Annotated in this window: 29 protein-coding genes and 1 other RNA gene; 19 read left to right on the top strand and 11 right to left on the bottom strand. The window is 61.3% G+C overall.

Going from position 1 to position 25,263, the window contains the following annotated elements; genetic code table 11:
- Positions 1-99: 99 nt before the first annotated feature.
- The gene (gene gap / locus ABK249_RS05615; protein WP_227703739.1) at positions 100-1,110 is read right to left on the bottom strand and encodes a type I glyceraldehyde-3-phosphate dehydrogenase; all 1,011 of its coding nucleotides are present in this window, start codon (positions 1,108-1,110) and stop codon (positions 100-102) included.
- Between the two features lie 47 nt (positions 1,111-1,157).
- Positions 1,158-3,140, bottom strand: a complete 1,983-nt coding sequence (gene tkt, locus ABK249_RS05610; protein ID WP_227703738.1) for a transketolase — start codon at positions 3,138-3,140, stop codon at positions 1,158-1,160.
- A gap of 342 nt (positions 3,141-3,482) precedes the next feature.
- Between tkt and ABK249_RS05605 the strand changes: the two genes are divergently transcribed.
- The 9 genes from ABK249_RS05605 to ABK249_RS05565 all read left to right on the top strand — a co-directional run bounded on the left by ABK249_RS05605 (position 3,483) and on the right by ABK249_RS05565 (position 10,447).
- Entirely contained in the window at positions 3,483-3,755 is a 273-nt protein-coding gene (locus ABK249_RS05605) for a DUF4164 domain-containing protein (protein WP_037156158.1), read from the top strand.
- Positions 3,756-3,783: 28 nt separating this feature from the next.
- Positions 3,784-4,161: a cell division protein ZapA gene (locus ABK249_RS05600; protein WP_227703737.1), complete on the top strand. Its 378-nt coding sequence runs from the start codon at positions 3,784-3,786 to the stop codon at positions 4,159-4,161.
- Positions 4,162-4,240: 79 nt separating this feature from the next.
- Positions 4,241-4,400: non-coding RNA, 6S RNA (ssrS, locus tag ABK249_RS05595), on the top strand.
- A gap of 118 nt (positions 4,401-4,518) precedes the next feature.
- Positions 4,519-6,018, top strand: a complete 1,500-nt coding sequence (locus ABK249_RS05590) for a sensor histidine kinase (protein ID WP_348862402.1) — start codon at positions 4,519-4,521, stop codon at positions 6,016-6,018.
- Positions 6,015-6,458, top strand: a complete 444-nt coding sequence (locus tag ABK249_RS05585; RefSeq protein WP_037156089.1) for a response regulator — start codon at positions 6,015-6,017, stop codon at positions 6,456-6,458. Before ABK249_RS05590 ends, ABK249_RS05585 begins: the two co-directional genes overlap by 4 nt.
- A 9-nt stretch (positions 6,459-6,467) precedes the next feature.
- Positions 6,468-7,496 carry a sensor histidine kinase gene (locus tag ABK249_RS05580; RefSeq protein WP_227703736.1) on the top strand — a complete coding sequence of 343 codons (1,029 nt, stop codon included), beginning with the start codon at positions 6,468-6,470 and terminating at the stop codon, positions 7,494-7,496.
- Positions 7,497-7,749: 253 nt separating this feature from the next.
- A complete protein-coding gene (locus ABK249_RS05575) occupies positions 7,750-9,021 on the top strand; it encodes a hemolysin family protein (protein WP_320443051.1) in 1,272 nt (423 codons plus the stop codon).
- Positions 9,021-9,611, top strand: coding sequence for a 5-formyltetrahydrofolate cyclo-ligase (locus tag ABK249_RS05570; protein WP_037156093.1), 591 nt, complete (start codon positions 9,021-9,023; stop codon positions 9,609-9,611). The genes ABK249_RS05575 and ABK249_RS05570 overlap by 1 nt, the downstream gene beginning before the upstream one ends.
- A gap of 11 nt (positions 9,612-9,622) precedes the next feature.
- The gene (locus tag ABK249_RS05565; protein ID WP_037156095.1) at positions 9,623-10,447 is read left to right on the top strand and encodes a TIGR00282 family metallophosphoesterase; all 825 of its coding nucleotides are present in this window, start codon (positions 9,623-9,625) and stop codon (positions 10,445-10,447) included.
- A gap of 49 nt (positions 10,448-10,496) precedes the next feature.
- Here ABK249_RS05565 and ABK249_RS05560 read toward each other — a convergent pair whose 3' ends face one another.
- Positions 10,497-11,051: a TetR/AcrR family transcriptional regulator gene (locus tag ABK249_RS05560; protein WP_227703734.1), complete on the bottom strand. Its 555-nt coding sequence runs from the start codon at positions 11,049-11,051 to the stop codon at positions 10,497-10,499.
- A gap of 91 nt (positions 11,052-11,142) precedes the next feature.
- Here ABK249_RS05560 and ABK249_RS05555 point away from each other — a divergent pair, with 91 nt between their 5' ends.
- Complete coding sequence (locus ABK249_RS05555; protein ID WP_037156108.1) at positions 11,143-11,886, top strand: SDR family NAD(P)-dependent oxidoreductase; 744 nt, start codon at positions 11,143-11,145, stop codon at positions 11,884-11,886.
- Between the two features lie 138 nt (positions 11,887-12,024).
- Here ABK249_RS05555 and ABK249_RS05550 read toward each other — a convergent pair whose 3' ends face one another.
- Together ABK249_RS05550 and ABK249_RS05545 are read right to left on the bottom strand one after the other, a co-directional pair.
- Positions 12,025-12,408, bottom strand: coding sequence for a YciI family protein (locus ABK249_RS05550; RefSeq protein ID WP_037156110.1), 384 nt, complete (start codon positions 12,406-12,408; stop codon positions 12,025-12,027).
- A gap of 29 nt (positions 12,409-12,437) precedes the next feature.
- On the bottom strand, positions 12,438-13,169 hold the full coding sequence (locus ABK249_RS05545) for a dienelactone hydrolase family protein (protein WP_227703733.1): 732 nt from the start codon (positions 13,167-13,169) through the stop codon (positions 12,438-12,440).
- A 203-nt stretch (positions 13,170-13,372) separates the two neighbouring features.
- Here ABK249_RS05545 and ABK249_RS05540 point away from each other — a divergent pair, with 203 nt between their 5' ends.
- Complete coding sequence (locus ABK249_RS05540) at positions 13,373-14,218, top strand: MBL fold metallo-hydrolase (RefSeq protein WP_227703732.1); 846 nt, start codon at positions 13,373-13,375, stop codon at positions 14,216-14,218.
- Between the two features lie 24 nt (positions 14,219-14,242).
- Here ABK249_RS05540 and ABK249_RS05535 read toward each other — a convergent pair whose 3' ends face one another.
- The gene (locus tag ABK249_RS05535) at positions 14,243-14,755 is read right to left on the bottom strand and encodes a pyridoxamine 5'-phosphate oxidase family protein (RefSeq protein WP_227703731.1); all 513 of its coding nucleotides are present in this window, start codon (positions 14,753-14,755) and stop codon (positions 14,243-14,245) included.
- A gap of 184 nt (positions 14,756-14,939) precedes the next feature.
- Here ABK249_RS05535 and ABK249_RS05530 point away from each other — a divergent pair, with 184 nt between their 5' ends.
- Positions 14,940-15,686, top strand: coding sequence for a YebC/PmpR family DNA-binding transcriptional regulator (locus ABK249_RS05530; protein WP_037148978.1), 747 nt, complete (start codon positions 14,940-14,942; stop codon positions 15,684-15,686).
- Positions 15,687-15,801: 115 nt separating this feature from the next.
- On the opposite strand, the gene ABK249_RS05525 is transcribed toward ABK249_RS05530, so the two are convergent.
- Both ABK249_RS05525 and ABK249_RS05520 read right to left on the bottom strand, forming a co-directional pair.
- Positions 15,802-16,809 carry an LLM class flavin-dependent oxidoreductase gene (locus ABK249_RS05525; protein ID WP_227703730.1) on the bottom strand — a complete coding sequence of 336 codons (1,008 nt, stop codon included), beginning with the start codon at positions 16,807-16,809 and terminating at the stop codon, positions 15,802-15,804.
- Between the two features lie 115 nt (positions 16,810-16,924).
- Entirely contained in the window at positions 16,925-17,755 is an 831-nt protein-coding gene (locus ABK249_RS05520) for a methyl-accepting chemotaxis protein (protein ID WP_227703729.1), read from the bottom strand.
- A gap of 198 nt (positions 17,756-17,953) precedes the next feature.
- Here ABK249_RS05520 and ruvC point away from each other — a divergent pair, with 198 nt between their 5' ends.
- The 6 genes from ruvC to ABK249_RS05490 all read left to right on the top strand — a co-directional run bounded on the left by ruvC (position 17,954) and on the right by ABK249_RS05490 (position 21,609).
- A complete protein-coding gene (gene ruvC, locus ABK249_RS05515) occupies positions 17,954-18,463 on the top strand; it encodes a crossover junction endodeoxyribonuclease RuvC (RefSeq protein WP_037149610.1) in 510 nt (169 codons plus the stop codon).
- A 166-nt stretch (positions 18,464-18,629) separates the two neighbouring features.
- A complete protein-coding gene (gene ruvA / locus ABK249_RS05510) occupies positions 18,630-19,247 on the top strand; it encodes a Holliday junction branch migration protein RuvA (RefSeq protein ID WP_037148984.1) in 618 nt (205 codons plus the stop codon).
- Positions 19,248-19,312: 65 nt separating this feature from the next.
- Positions 19,313-19,591, top strand: coding sequence for an AbrB/MazE/SpoVT family DNA-binding domain-containing protein (locus tag ABK249_RS05505; RefSeq protein ID WP_037148987.1), 279 nt, complete (start codon positions 19,313-19,315; stop codon positions 19,589-19,591).
- Positions 19,588-19,995 carry a PIN domain-containing protein gene (locus ABK249_RS05500; RefSeq protein WP_227703728.1) on the top strand — a complete coding sequence of 136 codons (408 nt, stop codon included), beginning with the start codon at positions 19,588-19,590 and terminating at the stop codon, positions 19,993-19,995. The genes ABK249_RS05505 and ABK249_RS05500 overlap by 4 nt, the downstream gene beginning before the upstream one ends.
- On the top strand, positions 19,992-21,032 hold the full coding sequence (ruvB, locus tag ABK249_RS05495) for a Holliday junction branch migration DNA helicase RuvB (protein WP_227703727.1): 1,041 nt from the start codon (positions 19,992-19,994) through the stop codon (positions 21,030-21,032). Before ABK249_RS05500 ends, ruvB begins: the two co-directional genes overlap by 4 nt.
- A gap of 190 nt (positions 21,033-21,222) precedes the next feature.
- Positions 21,223-21,609, top strand: a complete 387-nt coding sequence (locus tag ABK249_RS05490) for a hypothetical protein (RefSeq protein ID WP_227703726.1) — start codon at positions 21,223-21,225, stop codon at positions 21,607-21,609.
- Here the strand turns inward: ABK249_RS05490 and ABK249_RS05485 are convergent.
- The 3 genes from ABK249_RS05485 to ABK249_RS05475 all read right to left on the bottom strand — a co-directional run bounded on the left by ABK249_RS05485 (position 21,572) and on the right by ABK249_RS05475 (position 24,626).
- Entirely contained in the window at positions 21,572-22,459 is an 888-nt protein-coding gene (locus ABK249_RS05485) for an NAD-dependent epimerase/dehydratase family protein (protein ID WP_227703725.1), read from the bottom strand. The genes ABK249_RS05490 and ABK249_RS05485 overlap by 38 nt on opposite strands.
- On the bottom strand, positions 22,456-23,268 hold the full coding sequence (locus ABK249_RS05480; protein ID WP_227705190.1) for a glycosyltransferase: 813 nt from the start codon (positions 23,266-23,268) through the stop codon (positions 22,456-22,458). Before ABK249_RS05480 ends, ABK249_RS05485 begins: the two co-directional genes overlap by 4 nt.
- Before the next feature lie 137 nt (positions 23,269-23,405).
- The gene (locus ABK249_RS05475) at positions 23,406-24,626 is read right to left on the bottom strand and encodes an NAD-dependent epimerase/dehydratase family protein (protein ID WP_210055633.1); all 1,221 of its coding nucleotides are present in this window, start codon (positions 24,624-24,626) and stop codon (positions 23,406-23,408) included.
- Positions 24,627-24,748: 122 nt separating this feature from the next.
- Between ABK249_RS05475 and ybgC the strand changes: the two genes are divergently transcribed.
- Positions 24,749-25,198 (top strand): tol-pal system-associated acyl-CoA thioesterase, encoded by a 450-nt coding sequence (ybgC, locus tag ABK249_RS05470; protein ID WP_037149613.1) that lies wholly within the window; start codon positions 24,749-24,751, stop codon positions 25,196-25,198.
- The last annotated feature ends 65 nt before the right edge of the window (positions 25,199-25,263 follow it).

Below are 25,263 nucleotides of genomic sequence, written 5' to 3'. Positions count from 1 at the left end.
GCATTGCCCTCTCCGAAATCCCCACAAACAAAAACCCCCTCCCTTGCGGGAGGAGGTTCATATCCTGCCGATGCCGCCGGAAGGCAGCCTCGCCAATCCTCAGATCAGCTTTGCAAGCACGATCGCCGTGTCCGCCATGCGGTTGGAGAAGCCCCATTCGTTGTCGTACCAGGTGAGGATGCGCACGAAATTGCCTTCCATGACCTTGGTCTGGTCGACCGCGAAGATCGAGGAATGGCTGTCGTGGTTGAAGTCGCGGGAAACCAGCGGCTCCTCGGTGTAGCCGAGGACGCCCTTCAGCGCGCCGTTGGCGGCGGCCTTGATGGCCTCGTTGATTTCTTCCTTCGTCGTGTTGCGCTTGGCGACGAACTTCAAGTCGACGACGGAGACGTTCGGCGTCGGGACGCGGATCGAGGAGCCGTCGAGCTTGCCCTTCAGTTCCGGCAGCACGAGGCCGACGGCCTTGGCGGCGCCCGTCGAGGTCGGGATCATCGAAAGTGCTGCGGCGCGGGCGCGGTAGAGATCCTTGTGCATCTGGTCGAGCGACGGCTGGTCGTTCGTGTAGGAGTGGATCGTGGTCATGAAGCCATGATCGACGCCCACGAGGTCGTTCAGGACCTTGACGACCGGAACCAGGCAGTTGGTCGTGCAGGAAGCGTTGGAGACGACCAGGTGTTCGCTGGTCAGCTTGTCGTGGTTGACGCCGTAGACGACCGTGAGGTCGGCGCCGTCGGCGGGGGCCGAGACGAGAACGCGCTTGGCGCCGGCCGTCAGGTGGGCGGCGGCCTTATCGCGGGCGGTGAAGATGCCCGTGCATTCCATGGCGATGCCGACGCCGAGTTCCCGGTGCGGCAGGGTCGCCGGGTCCTTGATCGCGGTCACCTTGATCGGCTTGCCGCCGTTGATGGCGATCGTGTCGCCTTCGACCTTCACCTCCGCGGGAAAGCGGCCATGAATGGAATCGTAACGCAGCAGGTGCGCATTGGTCTCGACCGGGCCGAGGTCGTTGATGGCGACGACTTCGATATCGGTGCGGCCGGATTCCACGATGGCGCGCAGAACGTTGCGGCCGATGCGGCCGAACCCGTTGATGGCAACCTTGACAGTCATTTCTGATACTCCCGCTTCTTACAGGTCTCTAGGTGAATGGTTCCGGCTCACGCGAGCTCTTTCTCGGCAGCGGCGACGACCGCTTCCGCGGTAATGCCGAAATGCTTGTAGAGATCCTTGGCCGGACCGGAGGCGCCGAAGGACTTCATGCCGATGAAGACGCCCTTCGGGCCGATGAAGTGATCCCAGCCTTCGCGCACTGCTGCCTCGACGGCGATCTTGACCGGCGAGTTGCCGACGATCGCCTGCTGGTAGGCTTCCGGCTGCTCCAGGAAGAGTTCGACACAGGGGACCGAAACGACGCGCGTCGCGATCCCCTTGCCGTCGAGGACAGCCTGCGCCTTCAGCGCGATCTCGACTTCCGAGCCGGACGCGAAGATCGTCACCCTGGCGTCGCTTGCGGAAACCAGTTCGTAGGCTCCGTGGGCGCAGAGGTTCTTCTCTTCGTAGGTCTTGCGGGCAGGCGTCAGGTTCTGGCGGGTGAGCGCCAGGCCGGAGGGGCGATGCTTTTCCTTGAGCGCCAGCTGCCAGCATTCCGCCGTCTCGGTCTCGTCGGCCGGCCGGAAGAGGAGGAGGTTCGGGATGGCGCGCAAGGACGCGACATGTTCCACCGGCTGGTGGGTCGGGCCGTCTTCACCGACGCCGATCGAGTCATGTGTCCAGACATGGACGACACGGATACCCATCAGGGCTGCGAGGCGGACGGCAGGGCGGCAATAGTCCGAGAAGATCAGGAAGCCGCCGGAATAGGGGATCAGGCCGCCGTGCAGGGCGATGCCGTTCATGGCCGCCGCCGTCGCATGCTCGCGGATGCCCCAGTGCATGTAGCGTCCGGAGAAGTCGGTCGGCGTGATCGACTTCATCTGGCTGGTCTTGGTGTTGTTCGATGGCGTCAGGTCGGCGGAACCGCCGAGCGTTTCCGGCACAAGCCCGTTGATGATTTCAAGCGCATCCTCGGAGGCCTTGCGGGTGGCGACCGTCGGATTGTTCTCGGCAACCTTCCTCTTGAAGGCGTCGATGGCGCTATCGAAGCTGCCTGGCAGGTCGCCGGCGAAGCGGCGGACGAACTCGGACTTCTTTTCTGCCGGCGCGGCGGCAAGGCGATCTTCCCATTCCTTGCGCGTCTTGGTGGAGCGCAGGCCGGCGAGGCGCCAGGCATCCAGCACGTCGGCGGGGACCACGAAGGCTTCCGCCTCCCAGTCCAGCGCCTTGCGGGCGGCGGCGATTTCCTCGGCGCCGAGCGGCGAGCCGTGCACCTTGTGGGTGCCCTGCTTGTTCGGGGCGCCGAAGCCGATGATCGTCTTGGCTGCGATGAAGGTGGGACGGTCAGATTTCTGGGCGGCTTCGATGGCGGCGGCGATCTGGTCGGGATCATGGCCATCGATCTCGATCGTGTTCCAATGCGCAGCCTTGAAGCGGGCGATCTGGTCGGTGGAATCGGCGAGGCTCACGGGGCCGTCGATGGTAATGTTGTTGTTGTCCCAGATAAGGACGAGCTTGTTGAGCTTGAGATGCCCGGCAAGTGCGATCGCTTCCTGGCTGATACCTTCCATCAGGCAGCCGTCGCCGCAGAGCGCGTATGTATAATGGCTCTGCAGGTCGGAGCCGAATTCTTCCTCAAGCTTGCGCTCGGCGATCGCCATGCCGACGGAGTTGGCAATGCCCTGGCCGAGCGGGCCGGTGGTCGTCTCGATGCCCGAGGCATGGCCGTATTCGGGGTGGCCGGCCGTCTTGGAGCCGAGCTGGCGGAACTGCTTGATGTCCTCGATCGTCATATCCTCATACCCCGTGAGATAGAGGAGCGAATAGAGGAGCATCGAACCGTGACCGGCGGACAGTACGAAACGGTCGCGGTCCGGCCAGAGCGGGTTCTTCGGATCGAATTTCAGGTAGCGGGTGAAGAGCACGGTCGCGATGTCGGCAGCGCCCATCGGCAGGCCGGGATGGCCCGAATTGGCCTTTTCCACAGCATCCATGGCAAGGAATCGGATCGCATTCGCCATCCGGTTATGTTTGTCGCGAGAGGTCATAGCTAATCCGCTTTTTCCGGGTGTCGGTCGCGGTCCTGCTGGTGCCACCAGGAGGTGGACCACGGACCGTCGGGGAGCGGCTGATCCTTAGCAGGTGCAACGCGCAAGTCAATAAAAGCACAGGCCCGACGATGGAATGATGGCGAAGTTTCCCGCATGCTGCCTGATTTATATGCAGTGCGAAGAGCATATCGAAACACAGGCCATGATCCACAGTTAGAACAGGTCCGACGGGTTTGGATTGATTGACCGCCTTGCGGCCCGTGAATAGTCTGTGGCGATTGTGGAGAATGCGGGCCGATGCGATTCGGCCCTCTTCGCGTTTCGACAGGAAGGCTTCTCATGCCGGCGGAAAAGACGATCGACATGGCGATCTCGGAGCTGAAGGCTGCGATCGGCGGTCTCGAAAGCGCCATCGAGGCGCGCATCGAGCGCCAGCGCGAAGGCCAGGAAGCAGAAGGCGAGGTGCGCCGCGTGCACGCGGACCGGGCGCGGCTTGCCCAGGAACTCGACGAATCGCAATTTCGCGCCAACCGCCTGGAAGAGGTGAACCGGGAAGTCTCGCGGCGCCTGGTGACGGCGATGGAGACCATCCGCGCCGTGCTCGACCGCTGACGCGGCAACAGGATCAAGAGGGGATCTCATGGCCCAGGTAACGGTGACGATCGACGGAAAAGCCTATCGCATGGCCTGCGAAGAAGGACAGGAAGATCACCTGACCGAGCTCGCCGAGCGCTTCGACCAGTATGTCGGACATCTCAAGAGCCAGTTCGGCGAGATCGGCGATCTCAGGATCACCGTCATGGCCGGCATCATGATCATGGACGAACTGTCCGAGGTGACGCGCAAGCTGGGCAAGCTGGAAGCGGAGGTTGGGGCGCTCAAGGCAAGCAGCGACGGTACGCTCGAAAGCCAGCGGCAAAACGAGCAGATCGTTGTCTCCGCGCTTGGCGAACTCGCCTCCCGACTCGAGGGCTTGACCGCGAAGCTCAACGGGCGTGCGCCGGCGTCTGTGAACTAGCGAACAGGCACTGGCGGCCGGCAATAAAAATGGCCGCGCTGCCACTGGTGCAATGCCGGTTTCCTCCTTATATTGACCTCGCGGTCTGTGCTTCTCGACAGGAACAATGAATCCTCGGGGCCATACCCGATCCTTAGGGAGCTGTCCCTGACCAGGCTCGTGGGCCTGGACATACGGCGCCCACCTACGTAAGTAGGCGCCCAGGATCGAAAGCTTCCATCGGTTGTCTCGGATCGCACTTTTCTCTTTAGTTCCTCAAAAGATCATCTTCGCGGGCGTTCGTGCCGGTCGACGCTTGAAAACGGTGGCGAGGCCACCAACTTCTTGCCGTCCCTTTCCACCAGCGGCCTGTTTTCAATGCGACTTTTCAACACGACCTTCGCCCGATCCTCCCTGCTGATGCTGCTTCTCGGCAGCGTCATCCTGGTCGCGATCGTGCTTTCCTCCTTTTTCATGTCGCGAAAGACGCAGGCCTATTTTCAGGACGTGGTGAAGCTGCGCGACGTGCGCAGTTCCGCCTCGGACATGCTGCTCAATCTGCGTGCCGCCGAATCCGGCCAGCGGGGTTATCTGCTTACCCAGGACGAACAGTTCCTGACGCCTTATACCGTTGCCACGACAAGGCTGCCGCAGGCCCGAGCCCGGTTCAAGGCAGCCGTCGAAGCGCAAAACTCCGTGCAGGTCCGGATGGACGAACTCGATCATCTGATCGATGAGAAGCTGGAGGAACTGCGTGGCACGGTCGATCTCGGCAGGAATGGCAACTTCGCCGGCGCCGTCGCGATCGTCAAGGGAGCCTATGGCCGCCAGACCATGGACGGCATCAGCGCCATCCTCAGCCAGTTGGTCCGAGACGCGGATGGACGGCTCAATGCGGGTGTCGGCGAGCTTCATGATTCGGCGTCGTCGCTGCAGTGGTTCACGGTCGGCGGCGGCGTTCTGATCATCCTCGTGCTCGGCGGCGCGATTGCAGTCGTCTTTCAGCATATACGCGAACTGCAGCGCGCGCGGGCGGAAGTGGAGGACCTGAACAGCAGTCTCGAAGAGCGCGTCAACGAGCGGACGGAGGATCTCATCCAGGCGAACCGGGAGATCCAGCGCTATGCCTATATTGTATCGCACGACCTGCGGGCGCCGCTCGTCAACATCATGGGCTTTACCAGCGAACTCGATGAGACCCTGAAATCGATCAGCACCTATGTTCTCGCCGACGGGGCCGCGCTGACGGAAGGTGATGTGCGGGAAGCGCGGCAGGCGGTCGAGGAGGACCTGCCGGAGGCGATCGCCTTCATCCGCTCCTCGACGAAGAAGATGGACGGGCTCATCAACGCGATCCTGAAGATTTCGCGCGACGGACGGCGTGAGTTGAAACCGGAGAGCGTCAATCTGCAGGAACTCCTCGAGATGACCGCGGCGAGCGTCTATCATCAGGTCAACGAGGCGGGCGGAGAGGTGAATATTTCGGTGGCGGCAGCTCGCGGCCTTATTACCGACCGATTTTCGATGGAACAAATCTTCGGCAATCTTTTCGACAATGCGGTCAAGTACAAGCACCCGGACCGCCCGTTGACGCTGTCGGTCAAGGCCATGCCGGCAGGGCGCAATTCCATTCGCATCGAGATCGCCGACAATGGCAGAGGAATCGCGCCGGAGGATCACGGGCGGATTTTCGAGCTCTTCCGGCGCTCCGGGGTCCAGGACAAGCCGGGTGAAGGAATAGGCCTCGCCCACGTGCGCTCATTAGTGAGAAATTTAGGGGGCGAGATTACGGTGACGTCCACCTTGGGCGGCGGTGCAACGTTCATCATCCGCCTGCCGACCAATCTGTCCCAATATGTCAGGAGTTACGGGTCATGAAAGCTGCCGGAAGAGAAGTCACGATCGTGATGGTCGAGGACGACGAGGGCCATGCGCGGCTGATCGAGAAAAACGTCCGCCGCGCCGGCGTCAACAACGAGATCGTCCCGTTCACCAATGGCAACTCGGCGCTGGATTACATTCTCGGGACGGACCGCTCGGGAGCGATCAGCCGTGAACGGTACCTGCTCATCCTGCTCGACCTCAATCTGCCGGACATGTCGGGCGTCGACATCCTGGAGAAGGTGAAGTCCAATCCTCACACCAAACGCCTTCCGGTCGTCATCCTGACCACGACCGATGACGAGCGGGAAATCCAGCGTTGCTACGACCTTGGCGCCAACGTCTACATCACCAAGCCCGTCGACTATGAAAACTTCGCGCACGCCATCAGACAGCTCGGGCTGTTTTTTGCCGTGATGCAGATACCCGGACAATAACGAGAAGCGATGCCGCGCACCATTCTTTACGTCGACGACGACCTTGCCCTTGCCAGACTTGCCGAACGCCACCTTGGCCGCGCCGGTTATCAGGTCGTTCACGCGCTGGATGAGGCCTCCGCGATGGACGCGGTGGATCGGGGCGGCCTCGACGTGGTCGTGCTCGATCATTACCTGAGGTCCGGCACCGGGCTTGCGATCCTCCACCGGCTGAAGGAGCGTGGTTCGGATATTCCCGTGATCTACGTTACGGGCTCCAGCGACGCGACGATCGCCATCGACGCCTTGAAGAGCGGCGCCTCGGACTATGTCATCAAAACGGTCGGCGAGGAGTTCTGGCCGCTGATGGAAAGCGCAATCGATCAGGGCATTTTCAATGCCGAACTGCGCCGCGCCAAGGAGAAGGCCGAACAGGAGATTCGCCGCGGCAAGGAGCGCGCCGAGATACTGCTTGCGGAAGTCAACCATCGGGTCGCCAATAGCCTGGCGCTGGTCGCCGCACTCATCCGCCTGCAGGCCTCCAGCAGCGGCAGCGAGGAGGTCAAGGCGGCACTTTCCGAAACGCAGGCGCGCATTACCGCCATCGCCGGCATGCACCGCAGTCTCTACACCTCCGACGACGTCCGCCACGTGTCGATGGACAAGTATCTCGGCACGCTGGTGCGCGAGGTCCAGGGCTCGGTCAATAATCGGCAGGGGCCTTCGATCCGGCTGGATGCCGAACCGGTATCGCTCTCGTCCGATCGCGCCGTTTCCATCGGCATGATCGTCACGGAACTGCTTACCAACGCGTTGAAATATGCCTATCCGGCCGGCACGGAAGGCGAGGTGAGAATCCTCCTGAAGCGTCAGGGCGAGGACAGCGTGCTTCTTGCCGTCGAGGACGACGGCATCGGTTGGCGCGAAGACGATCAGCCGAAAGGCACGGGGCTCGGCAGCCGCATCGTCAAATCCATGGCTGCAACGCTCGGTTCGGCCATCCACTATGTGCCGAATATCGCCGGAACCCGCGCCGAACTGACGATCAGCCTGCACTGAAAGCTTCAGCCACTTCGCATGATTTTGTTCCAGCCATTGCAATGGGCGGGATGCGACCCTATGATTTCCATCTGCGAGTGAAGGTGCATAGCTCCGAGAACCGGTCTCCGGTTTTCTGAGCTGTGCGCGAAACTTTGCCGGCGAGGCGCCTTCGGCGCAATCGCATCAAGGCGGGCCGTTCTTCGGAGCGATGCTTCTGTTTCGCGTGCGGAATATTGTCCTAGCCAAAGAGCTCCTCTTGTTAACCGAAATCATCATCGTCATTGCGCTCACCGTTTTGAATGGTGTCCTGGCAATGTCGGAACTTGCCGTCGTGTCCTCCCGCCCCGTTCGTTTGAAGGTCATGTCCGAACAGGGCAACAAGGGCGCGGCGACGGCCATGCGGCTTGCGGAAGACCCCGGCCGCTTCCTCTCCACCGTGCAGATCGGCATCACGCTCGTGGGCGTGCTTTCCGGCGCCTTCTCCGGCGCCACGCTCGGCGCGCGTTTCAGCGGATGGCTTCAGGCGCAAGGCCTGTCGGACAATGCCGCGGATGCGCTCGGCGTCGGCTCGGTGGTGGTCGCCATCACCTATCTCTCGCTGATCATCGGCGAACTGGTGCCGAAGCGGATCGCATTGCGTGCGCCGGAGACGGTCGCTGCGCGGGTTGCGCCGGCCATGAAGCTGCTTGCAACGATCGGCGCGCCGATCGTCTGGTTTCTGGATGTTTCCGGCCGTATGGTGCTTAGCCTGCTCGGCCAGAGGGGCGAATCCGGGGACAGGGTGACGGACGAGGAAATCCGCACCGTGCTCGCCGAAGCCCAGAGCGCGGGGGTGATAGAGACGGAGGAATCGGCAATGATTTCCGGCGTCATGCGGCTCGCCGACCGCACGGCGCGCGGCCTGATGACGCCGCGCCGGGATGTCGAGGTCATCGATACCGAGGATGACCCGGAAGAGCTTCGCGCCCAGCTTCGCGCCACGCAGCGCTCGCGCCTGCCGGTGCGCAAGGGCAGTTCCGACGAGATCCTTGGTGTGCTGTTCGTCAAGGATGCCTACGGCTTCATCGCCGGCGAGAAGCAATTCGACGTAGCGGGGCTGATGCGCGAGGCGCCGGTCGTTTCAGACCTCACGGGCGCGCTCGACGTCATCCAGGCGCTCCGCCGCGCGCCGGCCCATATGGCGCTGGTCTATGACGAATACGGTCATTTCGAAGGCATCATCACTTCCGGCGACGTCCTGGAGGCCATCACCGGCGTCTTCCAGGAGGACGAGGAGGAGGAGCCCGCGATCGTGCCGCGCGACGACGGCTCCTTCCTTGTCGCCGGCTGGATGCCTGTCGACGAGTTCGCCGAACAGATGGGCGTTCCGATCGGGGAAGACCCCGGCTACGAGACCGTCGCCGGCTTCGTGCTCGACGAGATGAAGCACCTGCCGGAGCTCGGCGAGAGCTTCACGAAGAACGGCTGGACCTTCGAGGTCGTGGACCTCGATGGCCGGCGCATCGACAAGCTGCTCGTCACCAGGGCCACGGAAAGAGCGTGATGGCGGATGGGAAGACGAAAGCGGAGCTGCGTGGCGAGCGGCTCGCCGCACGTGACGCCATCTTGCCGGTCGAGCGGATCGAAAAGAGCCTGGCGATTGCTTCGCATGGGGCGGGCGCGATCGACTTTGAAGCAGGCGCGATCGTCTCCGGTTTTCTGCCGATCCGCTCGGAGGTCGACTTAAGGCCGCTGATGGCATCCTTGAGAGACCGCAGCGCGCGGCTTTGCGTTCCCGTCATCCTCGACAAGAAGACGATCGTCTTCCGCGAACTGGTCCGCGGAGCCGACCTGGTGCCCGGCACGTTCGGCACCTTCGGCCCGGGTCCGGAGGCGGCGGAACTCGATCCCGACGTCATGCTGGTGCCGCTTTCGGCCTTCGACCGGCAGGGGCACCGGATCGGCTACGGCGGCGGCTACTATGACCGGGCGATTCACCGTCTGCAGCAAAAAGGCCTGAAGCCGAAGCTGATCGGGATTGCATTCGACTGCCAGGAAGTGGCATCAGTGCCGTTTGAACCTCACGATATCAGACTGGACGCGGTCCTGACGGAAAGCGGCTACCGGCCCTTCGAACATTCGGGCCAGGCATAGATTGGATAAGAATGCGCCTTTTGTTTCTGGGTGACATGGTGGGCAAGACCGGCCGCACGGCGGTGTGGGAAAAGCTGCCCGGCCTCGTCTCCGACCTGAAGCTCGATTTCGTCATCGTCAACGGCGAAAATGCCGCCGGCGGTTTCGGCATCACGGAAGAGATTTTTCTGGAAACGATCAATGCCGGTGCCGACGTGGTGACGACCGGCAATCATGTATGGGACCAGAAGGACGCGATCGCCTTCGCCGCCCGCCACGACCAGTTCCTCAGGCCTGCCAACTATCCCGCCGGGACGCCGGGCAGGGGCGCCGGGCTCTACTATGCCCGAAACGGCGCCCGCATCCTGGTCGCCAATATCATGGGCCGGGTCTTCATGCATCCGGAACTCGACGATCCGTTCAAGAGCGCCGAGACGATCCTCGCGGCCTGTCCGCTGAAGGAGCAGGCGGACGCGATCGTTTTCGACTTCCACGCGGAGGCGACGAGCGAGAAGCAGTGCTTCGGGCATTTCGTGGATGGCCGCGCCAGCCTCGTGGTCGGCACGCATACGCACGTGCCGACGGCCGATTGCCAGATCCTCAATGGCGGCACGGGCTACATGTCGGATGCCGGAATGTGCGGCGACTACGATTCGTCGCTCGGCATGGACAAGGAAGAACCGCTCAACCGCTTCATCTCGAAAATGCCGAAGGGGCGTTTCGAGGCGGCGACGGGCCCGGCCACGCTCTGCGGCCTCGGCATCGAGATTTCCGACGCCACCGGCCTTGCGGAGAAGATCGCGCCCCTGCGGATCGGCCCGCGGCTGGCCGAAACAGTTCCATCTTTTTGGAACTAGAGGACTGCGATTGAGGGATGATCTAGGCCCAGCCCCTAACCTGGTGGCTTCAGCGCAAACCGATTCCATTCATGAACACGCCCACCAAATGAGCGATGTGCGCTTGCGGTGAGGTGTCTTTCTCAGTAGCGAGCGAGATTGCGGTCGCGACGCAGACTATGTCGTTGAAGCTGATATCAGGTCGAATAGCTCCCGCCTCCTGTGCAGTATGCAAAAGTCGGGCACCTTCCTCACTGGTAGCGAGACATCCGGGCGTTCCAATCTGTAGAACCGTCCCGAGAGACGCCGCAAAACCTCGATAAACATTCGTATATTGGACGAGTTCTTCAAGGTAGGCGCGCAAGGCGCTTGAGGGGTCAAGATCAACTGCTCTGGCACGGCTCGCCTCAGCGAGAGCCAAGAAGCGGGCGCTATACGTCGCGGCTAAGAGGTCTTCCCGCGTTGGGAAGCGGCGATAAAGCGTCCCGATCCCGACCCCGGCGCGCTTTGCGACGTCGTCCAATGAAACGCCCGTGCCTCTCTCCAGAAAGACTTCCTCGGCTGCGGCAAGGATTCGCTCCCTGTTCAGCTGCGCATCGGCTCGCAATGGGGTTTCGTCAGTCAAAAAATCTGCCTCACCATGACTTGTAAGTGGAGGATATCTCCATATAGTAACTGGAGCAATCCTCCACTTATTGTGAAAGCGAGCGAATGATATGACGAAGCGATTTGAGGACAAGGTCGTGGTGATCACGGGCGGAACGGACGGCATCGGCTTGACAACAGCCAAGTCGTTCGCAGCAGAAGGCGCCCATGTGTATGTCACGGGACGCCGGCAAGAACGCCTGGACGAGGCGCTCGAGGAAATCGGCAACGGTGCCATCGGTGTTCAAGGCGATGTCAGCGATCTTGCAGACCTCGACAGGCTATACGCGCAGATAAAGCGCGATCACGGCCGCGTGGACGTGGTCTTCGCAAATGCCGGCGTGTCCGAGTCAGCCCCCATCGGCGGCATTGAAGAAGATCATTTCGACCGCGTCTTTGGCATCAATGTGAAGGGCATGGTCTTCACCGTGCAAAAGGCTCTACCGCTGATGTCTGCCGGCGGCGCTGTTGTGCTGACTGGATCGGGGGCGGGTAGCAAGGGCTTCGCCAACCTCTCCATCTATAGCGCCACAAAGGCAGCGATCCGTTCGTTTGCGCGAACTTGGACGACCGATCTGAAAAGCCGGGGCATTCGTGTGAACGTCGTTTCACCCGGCATGGTCCTGACACCGGCAATGCAGACCTATCTGCAGAACAATGCCGGCGCCGAGGAATGGATGCAGCAAACTATTCCGTTCGGGAGGCTCGGCCAGACCGAAGAGATCGCCAAGGCGGTGCTGTATCTCGCATCGAACGAAAGCAGCTTCGTTGGTGGCGAAGAGCTATTTGTCGATGGCGGATTCGTGGCGGTCTGAAGATAGTTCCGGAAGGATGACCCACCTGAAACAGCCGCGCCGCAAGCGGACTCGGAATCGACATCCGCTTGAATTCCACATTTCGGTCTGGGGCGGTCCGGGCCGCCCCTTTTCCTTTCGCGACTTCGCAAAGCACCCTTACCCCTCGTCCCGGGTCTCCAGCGGCGCGCCCGGCAGATAGAGTGAGACGGGCCGGATTTCATAGACGGCGGTCGGATTGGCGCGGCGCAGGTCGCGGGCTGCTGCGACGGCATCGTCAAGTGTGGGGAAATCCACCACATAGAAGCCGAGCAACTCTTCCTTGGTTTCGGCAAAGGGGCCGTCGGTGACGATGCCGGCATCCTTGCCGCGGAGCGTCACGGCGCTTCGCGTGGGACCCAGCCGCGCGGCCGGTCCCAGATGCTTCTCCCTGACAAGCCGGTCGTTGATGCGGAGCAGATCGGTCATCAGTGCCGCATCCTCTTCTTCGGTCCAGGATTCGACCACTCCTTCTGCGTGATAGGCCAGGATAGCGTAGTACATGGATTGTCCCCTCCTTGTGCAATCTTGCGTTAGAGCGCTTCCTCAAGTAGTGTCAGCAAGCGCTTGAAATGCCGCTCGGAACCCTGCTCGTTGTAGACGCTGTGGTCGGGAACGGCCCAGCCATGGGCCATGCCGACGTAGTTTTCGATCGTATGGTCGACGCCGCCGCTGCGAAGGGCTTCCGCGAGCCTGCCCGATTGTTCGGGCGGAAACGAGTTGTCGACGCCGGCGACGCCCACATAAACCCGCGCCTTTATCTTATCGGCGAGCCTGTGCGGGCTGTCATCGGCGTCGCTCGCCAGATTGCCGCCGTGGAAGCTCGCCGCCGCCTTGACGCGGTCGGGATAACGGGCGGCGGCGGTGAGCGCACGTGCGCCGCCCATGCAATAGCCGACGACGGCGATCGGGCCGGTCGCGCCTGCCGCTTCCAGGGCGTCAATAAAGGCGGCGCCATCGCGGGCGGTCAGTTCCTGCGTAGTCGCCTGCATCATGCTCCGGAGCTTTGTCTTTGTGGATTCGTCGCTGAAGGCGGTCTTGGCATTGAAAGGTTCATAGGGCCCGGAACGGTAATAGAGATCGGGCACGAGCACGATATGGCCGGCATCGGCGATGCGCCGGCCCATGTCGTAGAGTGCCTGACGCGGGCCGAAGGCATCCATGTACATCACGACGCCCTTAACCGTCGCCGCGCGGTTTTCCGGCTTGATGACGGCAGCCCTGGCGGTGCCGTCGGCCGTCTTGATCTCAATGTCGTGCTTCATGAAATCTCCCTCCAGCATTCCTGCCTCATGCGCCGGCGAGGTTATCTCGGTCGGTGCGAAAGCTTTTCAATAGTCAATTCCATGATCTTCACCAATGACAGAATTGTGAGGGTCGGCGAGCCAATTCCGCTGGACCGGTCTTTCGCATTGCCGCATGTTTTCGCCGGGAATGAGCATGAACTGCAGTTCTTGGGAGTGGCACGATGCTACGGGCTCTCGCATTCGGTCTTTCCAGCCTTCTTCTTTCGGCCTTCGCCGTGTTCGCGCAGGATGCCGGCCTTCCGGTCAGCCAGTGCCAGGCGATCGCCAGCAAATTGCCCGGCGTGATGTTCGCGAGTTTCAGACCTTCCGACCTGCAGTTCGTCCAGACGGGGAAAAATCTCGCGCTCGCCGAAAAGGAGGAGGTGAAGATCACCTTCGTCGGCCACTCCACCTATTTCATCGAGACTCCGGAGGGTGTCGGGATCGCAACCGACTACAGCGGCGTCTATCCGCCGCCGCGTCTGCCGGATGTGGTGACGATGAACAAGGCGCATTCCACCCACTATACGCTCAGCCCGGATACCGGCATCAAGCATGTCCTGCACGGCTGGAGTGACGTTCCCAGCGAAAAGGCCGAGCATCGCCTGATGGTGGGGGATGTCTATATCCGCAACGTCGTTTCCGACATCCGCTCCTGGGGTGGAAGCGTCGAGGAAAACGGCAACTCCATCTTCATTTTCGAGGTCGCGGGGCTCTGCATCGGCCATCTCGGCCACCTGCATTTCGAGCTCACCGAGGAGCAATATACGGAGATCGGCCGGCTCGACATCCTGATGGTGCCGGTCGATGGCGGGCTCACGATGGGAGCGGACAGCATGAGCCGCGTCGTCCAGCGCCTGCGTTCCTCGCTCATCCTGCCCATGCACCGCTTTGGGCCGCCGCTCGACAACTTCCTTGCCATGTTCGATGGGCGGTTCGATATCGCCTATGCGAGAGAACCGGTGATCAGGGTTTCGATGCGGACACTGCCGAAGAAGCCGACCATTCTGGTGCCGCAAGGGCTTTGAGCATTCCCGCCGCGACGTATCGATCTAATGGAATTGCGGAAAGGCGAGGTGCTGCTTGACGCCGACCTCCGGCACCTTCTCGTCCGTCAGGTTCGCCTTGGCGATTTCCCAGCCGAACTTCAGCGAACTGTCCGTGGACGCCCAGATTTCCGCATCGTCGACGCGGAAGGCGAGCATGGTGAGCAGCGAGTCCTCCTTGCCGTTTTCGTACCAGGCGGCGGTCACGGCGCTCCAGTAGTTGTCGATCTTTGCCGGATCCTTGCGCACTTCCAGCGTGCCGGCCAGACAGGCATGATAGTCGTGGTTCTTGCCGACGACGCAGAAATGCGCCCGTGTACCCGGACGGATGGCTCGCACCAGGTCCGTATCGGTCTTGGTGAAGAACCAGATCGTGCTGGTCTTCCGATCCACATGCGGCGCCATCGGCTGGAAATGCATATGCGAGCCTTCGATGCCGAGCATGCCTGCATGGATGTTGTCGATCTCGTCCCAGAGCTGGCGTTCCGGCGCTTCGCGGGCTTCTGTCAGGCTTGCCATAGATTGTCTCCTCTATCTTCGTTCAGATGAAGAAACAGCGAGGCTCGGGCTTTGTTCCTGGATCGGGGCGGCGAAAAGCCCGCGCCCCAACCGGAAATGCTCTTGAACGGAAAAGCCTTGAACCTGTTGGGCTTCGAAATTATAAGGCGCCCATTCCAAAGCAAGCTAAAGCGTCAGGGGTGCCATGGCTGGCCATTCACAGTTCAAGAACATCATGCACCGGAAGGGCAAGCAGGACTCGATCCGGTCGAAGCTGTTCTCCAAGCTCGCGCGCGAAATCACCGTCGCCGCCAAGCAGGGTTTGCCCGATCCGACCATGAATGCGGCCTTGCGTCTGGCGATCCAGAACGCCAAGGCGCAGTCCATGCCGAAGGACAATATCGACCGCGCCATCAAGAAGGCGTCCGGCGCGGATGCTGAAACCTATGATTCCGTCCGCTACGAAGGCTACGGTCCGGGCGGCACGGCAGTCATCGTCGAGGCGCTGACCGACAACCGCAACCGCACGGCCTCGAACGTCCGTTCGATCTTCACCAAGGCGGGCGGTGCGCTCGGCGAAACCGGTTCGGTCTCTTTCTCCTTCGATCATGTGGGCGAGATCACTTACAAGCCGGGCGCCGGCGATGCGGACAAGGTAATGGAGGCGGCGATCGAGGCGGGCGCCGACGACGTGACCTCCGACGAGGACGGCCACACGATCATCTGCGCGTTCGAAAGCCTTGGCGAAGTATCGAAAGCGCTGGAAGCCACGCTCGGCGAAGCCGAGACCGTCAAGGCGATCTGGAGGCCGCAGAACACGATCGAGGTCGATGAGGAAAAGGCGCAGTCGCTGATGAAGCTCATCGACAACCTGGAAGACGATGACGATGTGCAGAACGTCTATTCGAACTTCGAGGTTTCCGACGAGGTGATGGCCAAGCTTTCGGCCTGATCTTTCCTCTACCTCCCCCTCGAGGGGGGAGGTCATCGCGAAGCGATGGGTGGGGGTGAAACATAAGCTGTCTTGCCTGTCACCCCACCCCGAACCTTCGGTTCGACCCTCCCCCTCAAGGGGAGGGTGAAATCTTCTCCATCATCGGCAAGGTCGCGAACAGTTCCACCGAGCGCAGGCGCTTGTCGATGTCGTGGATCGGCATGGAGATGATCAGTTCGTCGGCCTCGGTCTCTTCGAGAAAATCGCTGAGCTTCGCCGTGATCTTCGGCACGGAGCCCACTGCTGCGTAACGCAGCGTGTGCTCGACGTTCATTTTCTCCATCGGCGTCCAGAGGCCTTCCATGCTGTCGACCGGCTTCGGGAAGCGGGTTCGGACGTTCTTGCGCAGGTTGACGAACTGCTGCTGCGAGGACGTGAAAAGCCGCTCGGCTTCGGCATCGGTTTCTGCCGCGACGCCCATGACGCCCACCATCACATAGGGCTTTTCGAGCTCAAGCGAGGGCTGGAACCGCTCACGGTAGATTGCGATCGCCTCCATCAGCATGTCGGGCGCGAAATGCGAGGCGAAGGCGTAGGGAAGGCCCAGCGCGGCGGCGAGGTGGGCGCTATAGATGCTCGATCCAAGCAGCCAGATCGGCACATGGGCGTCCATGCCGGGAACGGCGATGAGGCCCTGGTCCCTTTCCGGCGTGCCGAGCAGTTTTTGCAGCTCGAGGATGTCGTGCGGGAAATTTTCCGCCCCTGCTTCGAGGTTGCGGCGAAGCGCGCTCGCGGTGCGCATGTCGGTTCCCGGTGCACGGCCGAGGCCGAGATCGACACGACCGGGCAGCAGCGCTTCCAGCGTGCCGAACTGTTCGGCAATGACGAGCGGCGAATGATTGGGCAGCATGATGCCGCCGGAGCCGACGCGGATTGTCCTGGTCGCGGCGCCCACATGGCCGATCACCAGCGATGTGGCGGCGCTTGCGATGCCCGGCATGCCATGGTGTTCGGCGAGCCAGACCCGTTTATAGCCCTCTTCTTCCGCCTTGATCGCCATGCGGCGGGACTGGTCGAGTGCATCGCGCACGGAATAACCTTCGCCGATTGGCGAAAGATCGAGAATGGAAAAGGGGATCATCGGCATGTCCTGAACGGATGGGTGACAGGGTGTCCCATCTATTTAGGCAGCCGTGTCCAGGAATGCGACCCCTCCGATCCACGGAAAAAGGGGCCGCGATGGCGGCCCCGACAGGTCACGATTTGACCAGCCGCAGATGCGGACCGCGCGTACCGGGATCGCGCGGCGGCGGGGTGATGACCGTGACATGCATGAAGCGGCTCGCCTTCTGGTCGATCTCGGCGATCTCCCGGTCCATGCGGTCGAGCGTCAGCGTTTCGATATCGGCCTTCAGGCTTGCGGAGCGTCTCGATTTTGCAAGTTCGTTCAGTTCGTCATAGGTGGAGGATGCGGTGCCGGCCTGGGTTTCAACCCCCTCCGCGAGATTGCCGATGTGTTCGCCTAGAGCGTCCAGATAAAGGCTGAGGGCGTCCAGTTCCCGGCCGATCTGCTCAGTCTTCTCCGAGAGCGCCTCGATGCGGCCGGGTGATGCCTTGCCGCCGGGGTCGCTGCCGATCTTTTCAATAAGCCTCAGCGCGGCGGCAACCGCCTCCTTGGGACGGTGTATGTCGAGCTTGGCGTTCTCGGCGATGGTGGCCGCGTGCTGGGCAAGTGCCTTCTGCTGGCGAAGGCCCAGGGCCACGGTGCCGGCAGCCGCGACCGCTTTGGAAAGGCGCGTGGATTCCTCGGCTTCTTTCCCCGCGTTTTCGGTCATGCTTTTCCGAAGTGCATCTGATTCGCGGCGCAGGAGACGGGCATTGCCGATGACCGAATCCACCGTGCCGCTCAGTGCGCGCAGACCGCGGTTGAAATCCCGCCGCATGCCCTCCAAGTGGGTGGGAAAGGGCGCATCGATTGTCGCCTCCAGGTCCCCGACGGCAAACCGTCTCAGCCCACTGTCCAGCGCGTTGACGACGACACGCATATGCTGCAGTTCCAATTCATTCGGATCTCGATCCCGTATCATTCGGGCGCCTCCTTTATGCTTCGGCTCCCCCCTTTGTGCTCAACCAACGCGGTGAAGGAAAGGCAGTTGCCGGATTTGTTAAGGTTCTGCCCAAATCCTTTTCCACATAGTTAACGGCGGACGAGTTAGGCCGAAGTCGCCGATATGGCCGTCACGTCGGCGTGGCGCCTTTTGCGGGAAGGCGATAGGCTCATGCGCATGACAGAGACGATTCGCATCATCGGTATAGATCCGGGGCTTCGCCGCACCGGTTGGGGGATCATCGAGACGCTGGGCAACAGCTTGCGCTTCGTCGCATCGGGCACGGTAACCTCGGATGGCGACATGGACCTCGCCTCGCGCCTTTGCCAGCTCCATGACGGGCTTGCAGAGATCGTGCATGCCTACAGGCCGGACGAGGCGGCAGTGGAACAGACCTTCGTCAACAAGGACGCGGTGGCAACACTGAAACTAGGCCAGGCGAGGGGGGTCGTCATGCTGGTGCCCGCGCGTGCCGGTCTGCCGGTTTCCGAATATGCACCGAATGCTGTGAAGAAGTCGGTGATCGGTGTCGGGCATGGCGAAAAGCAGCAGATTCACATGATGCTGAAGATCCTGATGCCGAAGGCGGATTTCAAAGGCAATGACGCGGCCGACGCGCTGGCGATCGCCATCTGCCATGCCCATCACAGGGGTGGAAGACGCATGCGGCAGGCATTGGCGGGGTAGTTTGTTCTTGACTTGTTCACGTTGGGTCAATAGGTAATACTTGAGAGGTATTATCGTGCGCGTCACTGAAAAACGTGTCTTCTTACGCGCGACGCGTCCCGCTATCGCGCCTATTTCCTTCGCTCGACATCATCTCCCCCGAAACTCATCCCTGACGGACTTTCTTATGATCGGCAAGCTCAAAGGCACTATCGACGAGATCGGCGACGACTACGTTCTCGTGGACGTGCATGGCGTCTGTTACGAGGTCTTTTGCTCGTCCCGCGCGCTTTCGAAAATGGGCTCGGTGGGCGAGGCGGTGGTGCTCTTCATCGAGACGTATGTGCGTGAAGACCAGTTGAAGCTCTTCGGCTTTCTTTCGGCGCTGGAGCGGGAATGGTTCAACCTGCTGCAAAGCGTGCAGGGGGTCGGCGCCAAGGTGGCGCTCGCCGTGCTTTCGACGCTGACGCCATCCGAGCTTGCCAATGCGATCGCGCTGCAGGACCGGACTTCCGTGTCGCGGGCGCCGGGCGTTGGCCCAAAGGTGGCGATGCGCATCGTGACGGAACTGAAGAACAAGGCCCCGGCCTTTGCGGGCGAGGCGTCCGCGAATATCGGCTTCAAGCAGGAGATCGGCGAGGGTGTCGCTTCGGCGCCGGTCGCGGACGCGGTCTCGGCGCTGACCAATCTCGGCTACTCACGTGACCAGGCGGCGAATGCGGTGGCCGCCGCGTTGAAGAACGGCGGCGAAGGGGGTGACAGCGCCAAGCTGATCCGGCTGGGCTTGAAGGAACTGGCGCGGTGAGGGGATTGCAAAAGAGAGATTTCGCCTTACTATTCTCGGAATGTAAGGCGTAGCGGAGTTGCGATATGGGTTTCAGCATCACGATCACATCCAAGGGACAGATGACCATACCGAAAGACCTGCGTGACCAGTTGAAGGTCAAGCCGGGCGACAAATGCTATGCTTGGGTTCGCAACGGCGAGATGGTTGTCATTCCGCGTAATAAGCCTCTTGGTGAATTGGCTGGCGTACTCGGCAAGCCGCTGGCAAATGGACCGCTTTCGCAGAACGATATCGACAATGCTGTTATGGACGCCGCCGTCGAGCGATACGAAAACGCGATCAGACAGAGCGGCGGAGAATGAGTGGACGCATCGGCATCGATACCAACGTCCTATTGCGGATCGCCATTCCGGATGATGCGAGGCAGATGGATGCCGTTAGCAGGCTTCTGGATCGGCTGGATGCCGACGATATTCTTTTCATCAATGTATCCGTCATCCTTGAAGCGAGCTGGGTCCTGAACCGCAAATACCGCTATCCCAGGGATCGTATCTTGGACTTCATTCAGGCCATATTGGAACGGCGCGAGTTCGAGGTGGCGGATTATGAGGCGGTCGGCAATGCTATCCATATCTGCCGTATGTCGAACGTCGATTTCGCCGATGCCTTGCTGAGTGAGATGAATCGTATCGATGACTGCAGTAAGACTTTTACCTTCGACAAGAAAGCCGCCGCGCGCGTCCCCGGAATGGAACTTCTCACATGAATGAACCCGCCCGCCTGATAACGCCGGAAAAGCGGGGCGAAGACCTGGATGCGACGCTGCGCCCGCAGTCGCTGGACGAGTTCACCGGCCAGGCGGAGGCGCGCGCCAACCTGAAGGTCTTCATCGAGGCGGCGAAGGGGCGTGGCGAGGCGCTCGACCACGTGCTTTTCGTCGGCCCGCCCGGACTCGGCAAGACGACGCTGGCGCAAATCATGGCGAAGGAACTCGGCGTCAATTTCCGTTCCACCTCCGGCCCGGTCATCGCCAAGGCGGGCGATCTTGCGGCACTGCTCACCAATCTCGAAGAGCGCGATGTGCTCTTCATCGACGAAATTCATCGCCTCAATCCGGCGGTCGAGGAAATCCTTTATCCCGCCATGGAGGATTTCCAGCTCGACCTCATTATCGGCGAGGGGCCGGCGGCGCGTTCGGTGAAGATCGACCTTTCGAAATTCACGCTAGTCGCCGCCACCACCCGTCTCGGCCTGCTTACCACGCCGTTGCGGGACCGTTTCGGCATTCCGGTGCGCCTGTCGTTCTACACCGTCGAGGAACTGGAACTCATCGTGCGGCGCGGCGCTCGGCTGATGAACCTGCCGATGACGGACGACGGCGCCCGTGAGATCGCCCGGCGTGCGCGCGGCACACCGCGCATCGCGGGCCGGCTGTTGCGCCGCGTGCGTGACTTCGCGGAGGTCGCGAAGGCGGAGGCGGTGACGAAGGAGATCGCCGACGAGGCGCTGACGCGGCTTCTGGTCGATCATGCGGGTCTCGACCAGCTCGACAAGCGCTACCTCAACATGATCGCCGTGAATTTTGGTGGCGGGCCGGTTGGCATCGAGACGATTGCCGCTGGCCTGTCCGAACCGCGCGATGCGATCGAGGACATTATCGAGCCCTACATGATCCAGCAGGGTTTCATCCAGCGCACGCCGCGCGGCCGCGTTTTAACTGCAAATGCCTGGAAACATCTCGGAATGCAGCCGCCCAAGGATCTTGAGGCCGCGCAATTCCGGATGTTCACCGAGGACGAGTAAGCGATCACCTCCGGCGGTCCCGGCTGACCCGATCTTGATCTCCGGTCCCGGCCAACGGAACCTTCGCTGTCTGCCTGGGTTTTCCTTGAAAAGGAGAACGCCATGCGGACGATCGATATCGAGAACGCAGTTCATCGGACATGGCAGCGAAGCGAGGGGGAGCTTCCGAAGAGCCGGTCGGAGTTCTGCCATGTCTGACCAGGGTCCCGATCGCATCCCCCCGGCCGAGGTGGCAGAAAATGCGGATAAGGGGCTGAAATTGCGCGCGCAATATCGGCGCGGCGGGACGATGGCGGGTATCGCCCGGGCCCGCGATCTGAAGAACCGCAAGCCGCTTTCCGAGAAGACGATCAGGAAGATGGTAAGTTACTTCCATCGTCATAAGGCGGACAAGCGCGCCGAGAACTTCGGTGACGATGAGAATCCATCAACCGGCTATATCGCCTGGTTGCTTTGGGGAGGCGATGCCGGTCAGAAATGGGCCGAAGAGCACAAAAAGGCGATCGAAACGGCCAGAAACGAGGGCAGGATGCGGCGTTTCAAACAGTCGGAGCACGGGCGTTCGCCAGATTCCTGACAGTTCCGCTCAAAAGCATCATGCCGCCCGGCTTCCAGCCCAGCGTTCTGATCTTCTCCGTCGACATGGGATTGATCGAATGACGGTCGGCAGGGAGCGGCAGTTCATGCGGTCGATGCGGCAGATTGCCCAGGATTTCCCTTGTATCGGTCAGGATGTCGGAAATGTTGAAAACCTGCCCGTCGATCTTCCCTATCTCGGTATCGAGCATCAGGCGAACGGCAGCAGCCACGTCGTGGCCGTGGACCTCGGTGCCTGCCCGTGACGGCACGGGTCGACCGGCGAGGTAGTCCTCGAAAAGCGCGTCCCACTTGTTCGGCTGAAAGTCGCCGTAGACGCCCGTCAATCGCAGGCTCGCCGTGACGAAACCCGGGCCGGAGAGAGCTGTGAGTGCCCGCTCGCCGTCGAGCTTGATCTCTCCGTAAAGGCTGTCCGGCCTGAGGACGAGGTCTTCGGTCAGCGGCGTACCAGCCGGCAGTCCGTCGTAGACCGCACGACTGGAGAGAAAGATCGCGCGCCGCGTGCCCGCCCGTTTGGCCGTCTCGAAGAGCTTGACCGTCCCGTCGAGATTCAGCCGTCGGAAGCGGGCCGGATCGTCGCCTTCGCCGCCGCGGTATTTTCCGGGAAGGTGATCGAAGGCGGCATGCACGAAGAAATAGGCATCGTCGAAAGCCTCCATCCGGTCGATATCCGGATCAAGGGAGAGGGCTGCGAAACCGACCGGTCTGGAGAAGAGGTCGGGTGCGGGCGGCGTCCGCCCGCCGACGATGACCTGGTATCCGGCTTCCAGCAGGCCTTCGACGATGTAACGCCCCACAAGGCCCGTCCCGCCTGAAACCAGGACTTTCATGAAGGCTCCCCGGGTTTGGGAAGTGCCGCGAGATCCGGGACATCCCGACCCTCATGAAAGGCATCCCAAAGGTCGATCAGCGGGCGCAGGCGATCCGCTTTCGGATGATCCCTTTCCCAGGGTTTCTCATACTGGTAGTGCAGCACCGAAATGCTCTCCCAATCCCAGAGCGCCGGCATATTGAACCATACATATTGCAGCATGTTCATGAACACCGGCAGGCCGTGCCAATCCGGGAAGAAGCTTTCGAGAAAGGTCTGGTCGGTGCGCCGCCAGAAGGCATCCGGCCGGTCGAGCGCGGCCAGCATCCGCTCGAAGGTCTCTGTGGAAGGCTTGGCAACGAAGACACCTGAGTTCAGCCGGTGGAAATCGGCGAGGCTTTCATAGACATTCGGCGCGGCGGAGAATTCCGGATAATCGAACAGCTTGTCGATGTTCTTCAACACCAGCGCATCGGCATCGATGAAGACCGCCTTGTCGTATTCGGTGAGCTGCCAGAGGCGAATCTTGCAGAAGTTGTCGAGGGGCGTGTGGAAGTCCGGCTTGCGGCCCTTGGTGAAGGGGGCCGCGCCATGCAGGTTTTGTCTGGCATGCCGTTCGTTGAAGGCGTCGGAGAGCGGCAAGTGGTCGACCTCGACCAGTCGGCAGCCGAGGGCTTCTAGCGGCGCAAGATCGTTTGCTCCGACACCGCCCGTGTGCAGTACGACGATGTCCGCCGCCGTTTCCGTCCGCTGGATCGAACGGGCGAGCGCCACGGCACCCATCGCGTAATCGGCATTGGTCACCAGCGTGACGAAGGCGTTTTTCATGGTGTGCAGTAGTCCCTTTTTAGCCCTCCGATCGTCATGCTCGGGCTTGTCCCGAGCATCTGCTGCCATTCAATATTCTCCGTGAACGGCAGATCCTCGGACAAGCCCGAGGATGACGGCGAGCAAATTCCCAGTCATCAGGATACCGATTTCAGCCGCTTGCCTTCCGGGTCGTGCTCCACCTTGGCGGCGATGTCCCTGGTCCAGGCAGAAACGGCGGGAACGCGTGATCTGTCAACGCGATAGGCGTATTTCTTCGCAACATCGACGATCTCGCCGAGCAGGCCTTCTCCGAGCGTGGTGGGAGCAAGGCCAAGACCGAGGAACTTCTCGTTCTTGACGATCAGCTCGTTTTCCGGCGCCTCTTTTCGCGGGTTCGGCAGCCAGGCGATCTTCGCGCCGGTCATCTTCGCGACCAATTCGGCAAGATCGCGCACCCGGTGAGTCTCGGTCATCTGATTGAAGATCTCGACGCGGCTGCCGCGCTCAGGCGGGTTGTTCAGTGCGATCTCGATGCAGCGCACCGAATCCTGGATATGGATGAAGGCGCGCGTCTGGCCGCCAGTGCCGTGCACGGTCAGCGGATAACCGATCGCCGCCTGGATGAGAAAACGATTCAAGACCGTCCCGTAATCCCCGTCATAATCGAATCTATTGATCAATTGCGTATGCCGCCGCGTTTGCTCCGTATGGGTGCCCCAGACGATGCCCTGATGCAGGTCGGTGATCCTCAGCCCGTCGTTCTTCGCGTAGAACTGGAAGAGAAGCTGATCCAGGCACTTCGTCATGTGGTAGATCGAGCCGGGATTGGCGGGATAGAGGATGTCCTGGGAAACGGTGCGGCCATCGGGGGTCTCGATACCGACCGGCAGATAGCCTTCCGGAATTGCCGCGCCGACCGTCGAATAACCGTAGACGCCCATTGTGCCGAGATGCACGAGGTGCGCGTCGAGTTCGAGTTCGACCAGAGCGTTCAAAAGGTTATGCGTGGCGTTGACGTTGTTGTTGACCGTGTAGTTCTTGTGCCGGTCGCTTTTCATGGAATAGGGCGCGGCGCGCTGTTCGGCGAAATGGATGATGGCGTCCGGTCGATGCTTTGCAAGCCAGCCCTTCAGGAGCTCGTAGTCCTTGGCGAGGTCGATCAGGTGGAAATGGATGCGGCGGCCGGTCTCCGCGTGCCAGATGCGGGTGCGCTCCTGGATGCTGTCCATCGGGGTGAGGGACTGGACGCCGAGCTCTGTGTCGATCCAGCGGCGGGAGAGGTTGTCGAGGATGTGAATTTCGTGGCCCGCATCGGACAGGTGAAGCGATGTCGGCCAGCCGACGAAACCGTCTCCGCCGAGGACTGCAATCTTCATGACGTACTCTCCGCTGGTTTTCGATGAATTTCCTGATAGGGAGGAACTGTGACAGCTCTTGAAAGCTGGTTCAGTGTTCCACGATTATCCAGTGGGCGATGGGGTTTTTCCAAGGCAAGCTTATGCAGGCACACAATTTTTTGTTATCGGGCGAATTGGTCGAGGGAGGCCATCGGCTTGCCCAGCGCGTCTATTATGAAGACACGGATTTCTCGGGCCTCGTCTATCACGCGCGCTACCTGCACTTCCTCGAACGCGGCCGCACGGACTATCTGCGCTGCCTCGGTTGCGAGCAGAGCGCGCTTCTTTCGGCCGACGAGGAGGGGCTCGTCTTCGTCGTCCATCGGATGGAGATCGATTTCAAGCAGCCGGCCCGCATGGACGATATCCTCGTCATTCAGACGATGACGGAAAAGGCGGGCGGCGCGAAAATGGTGCTCAATCAGGAAATCCGCCGCGGCGACACGCTCTTGATTGCGGCAAAGGTGGTGATTGCCGTCATCAACAAACACGGCCGCCCGCGCCGCCTTCCGGAGAGCGTGGCGGAAAAGTTTCTGGGGCACCCGGTTTAGCTAAATGAAGTAAACCGGCATCCTCGGCTGTAACACATCCTTAACGATAATGATGTCTTACTGGC

Origin of the sequence: Neorhizobium phenanthreniclasticum (assembly GCF_040066075.1) — a bacterium.
Taxonomy (GTDB): Bacteria; Pseudomonadota; Alphaproteobacteria; order Rhizobiales; family Rhizobiaceae; genus Neorhizobium; species Neorhizobium petrolearium.
The sequence above is the reverse complement of the archived record's forward strand: the minus strand, read 5'-3'. Positions and strand labels throughout refer to the sequence as shown.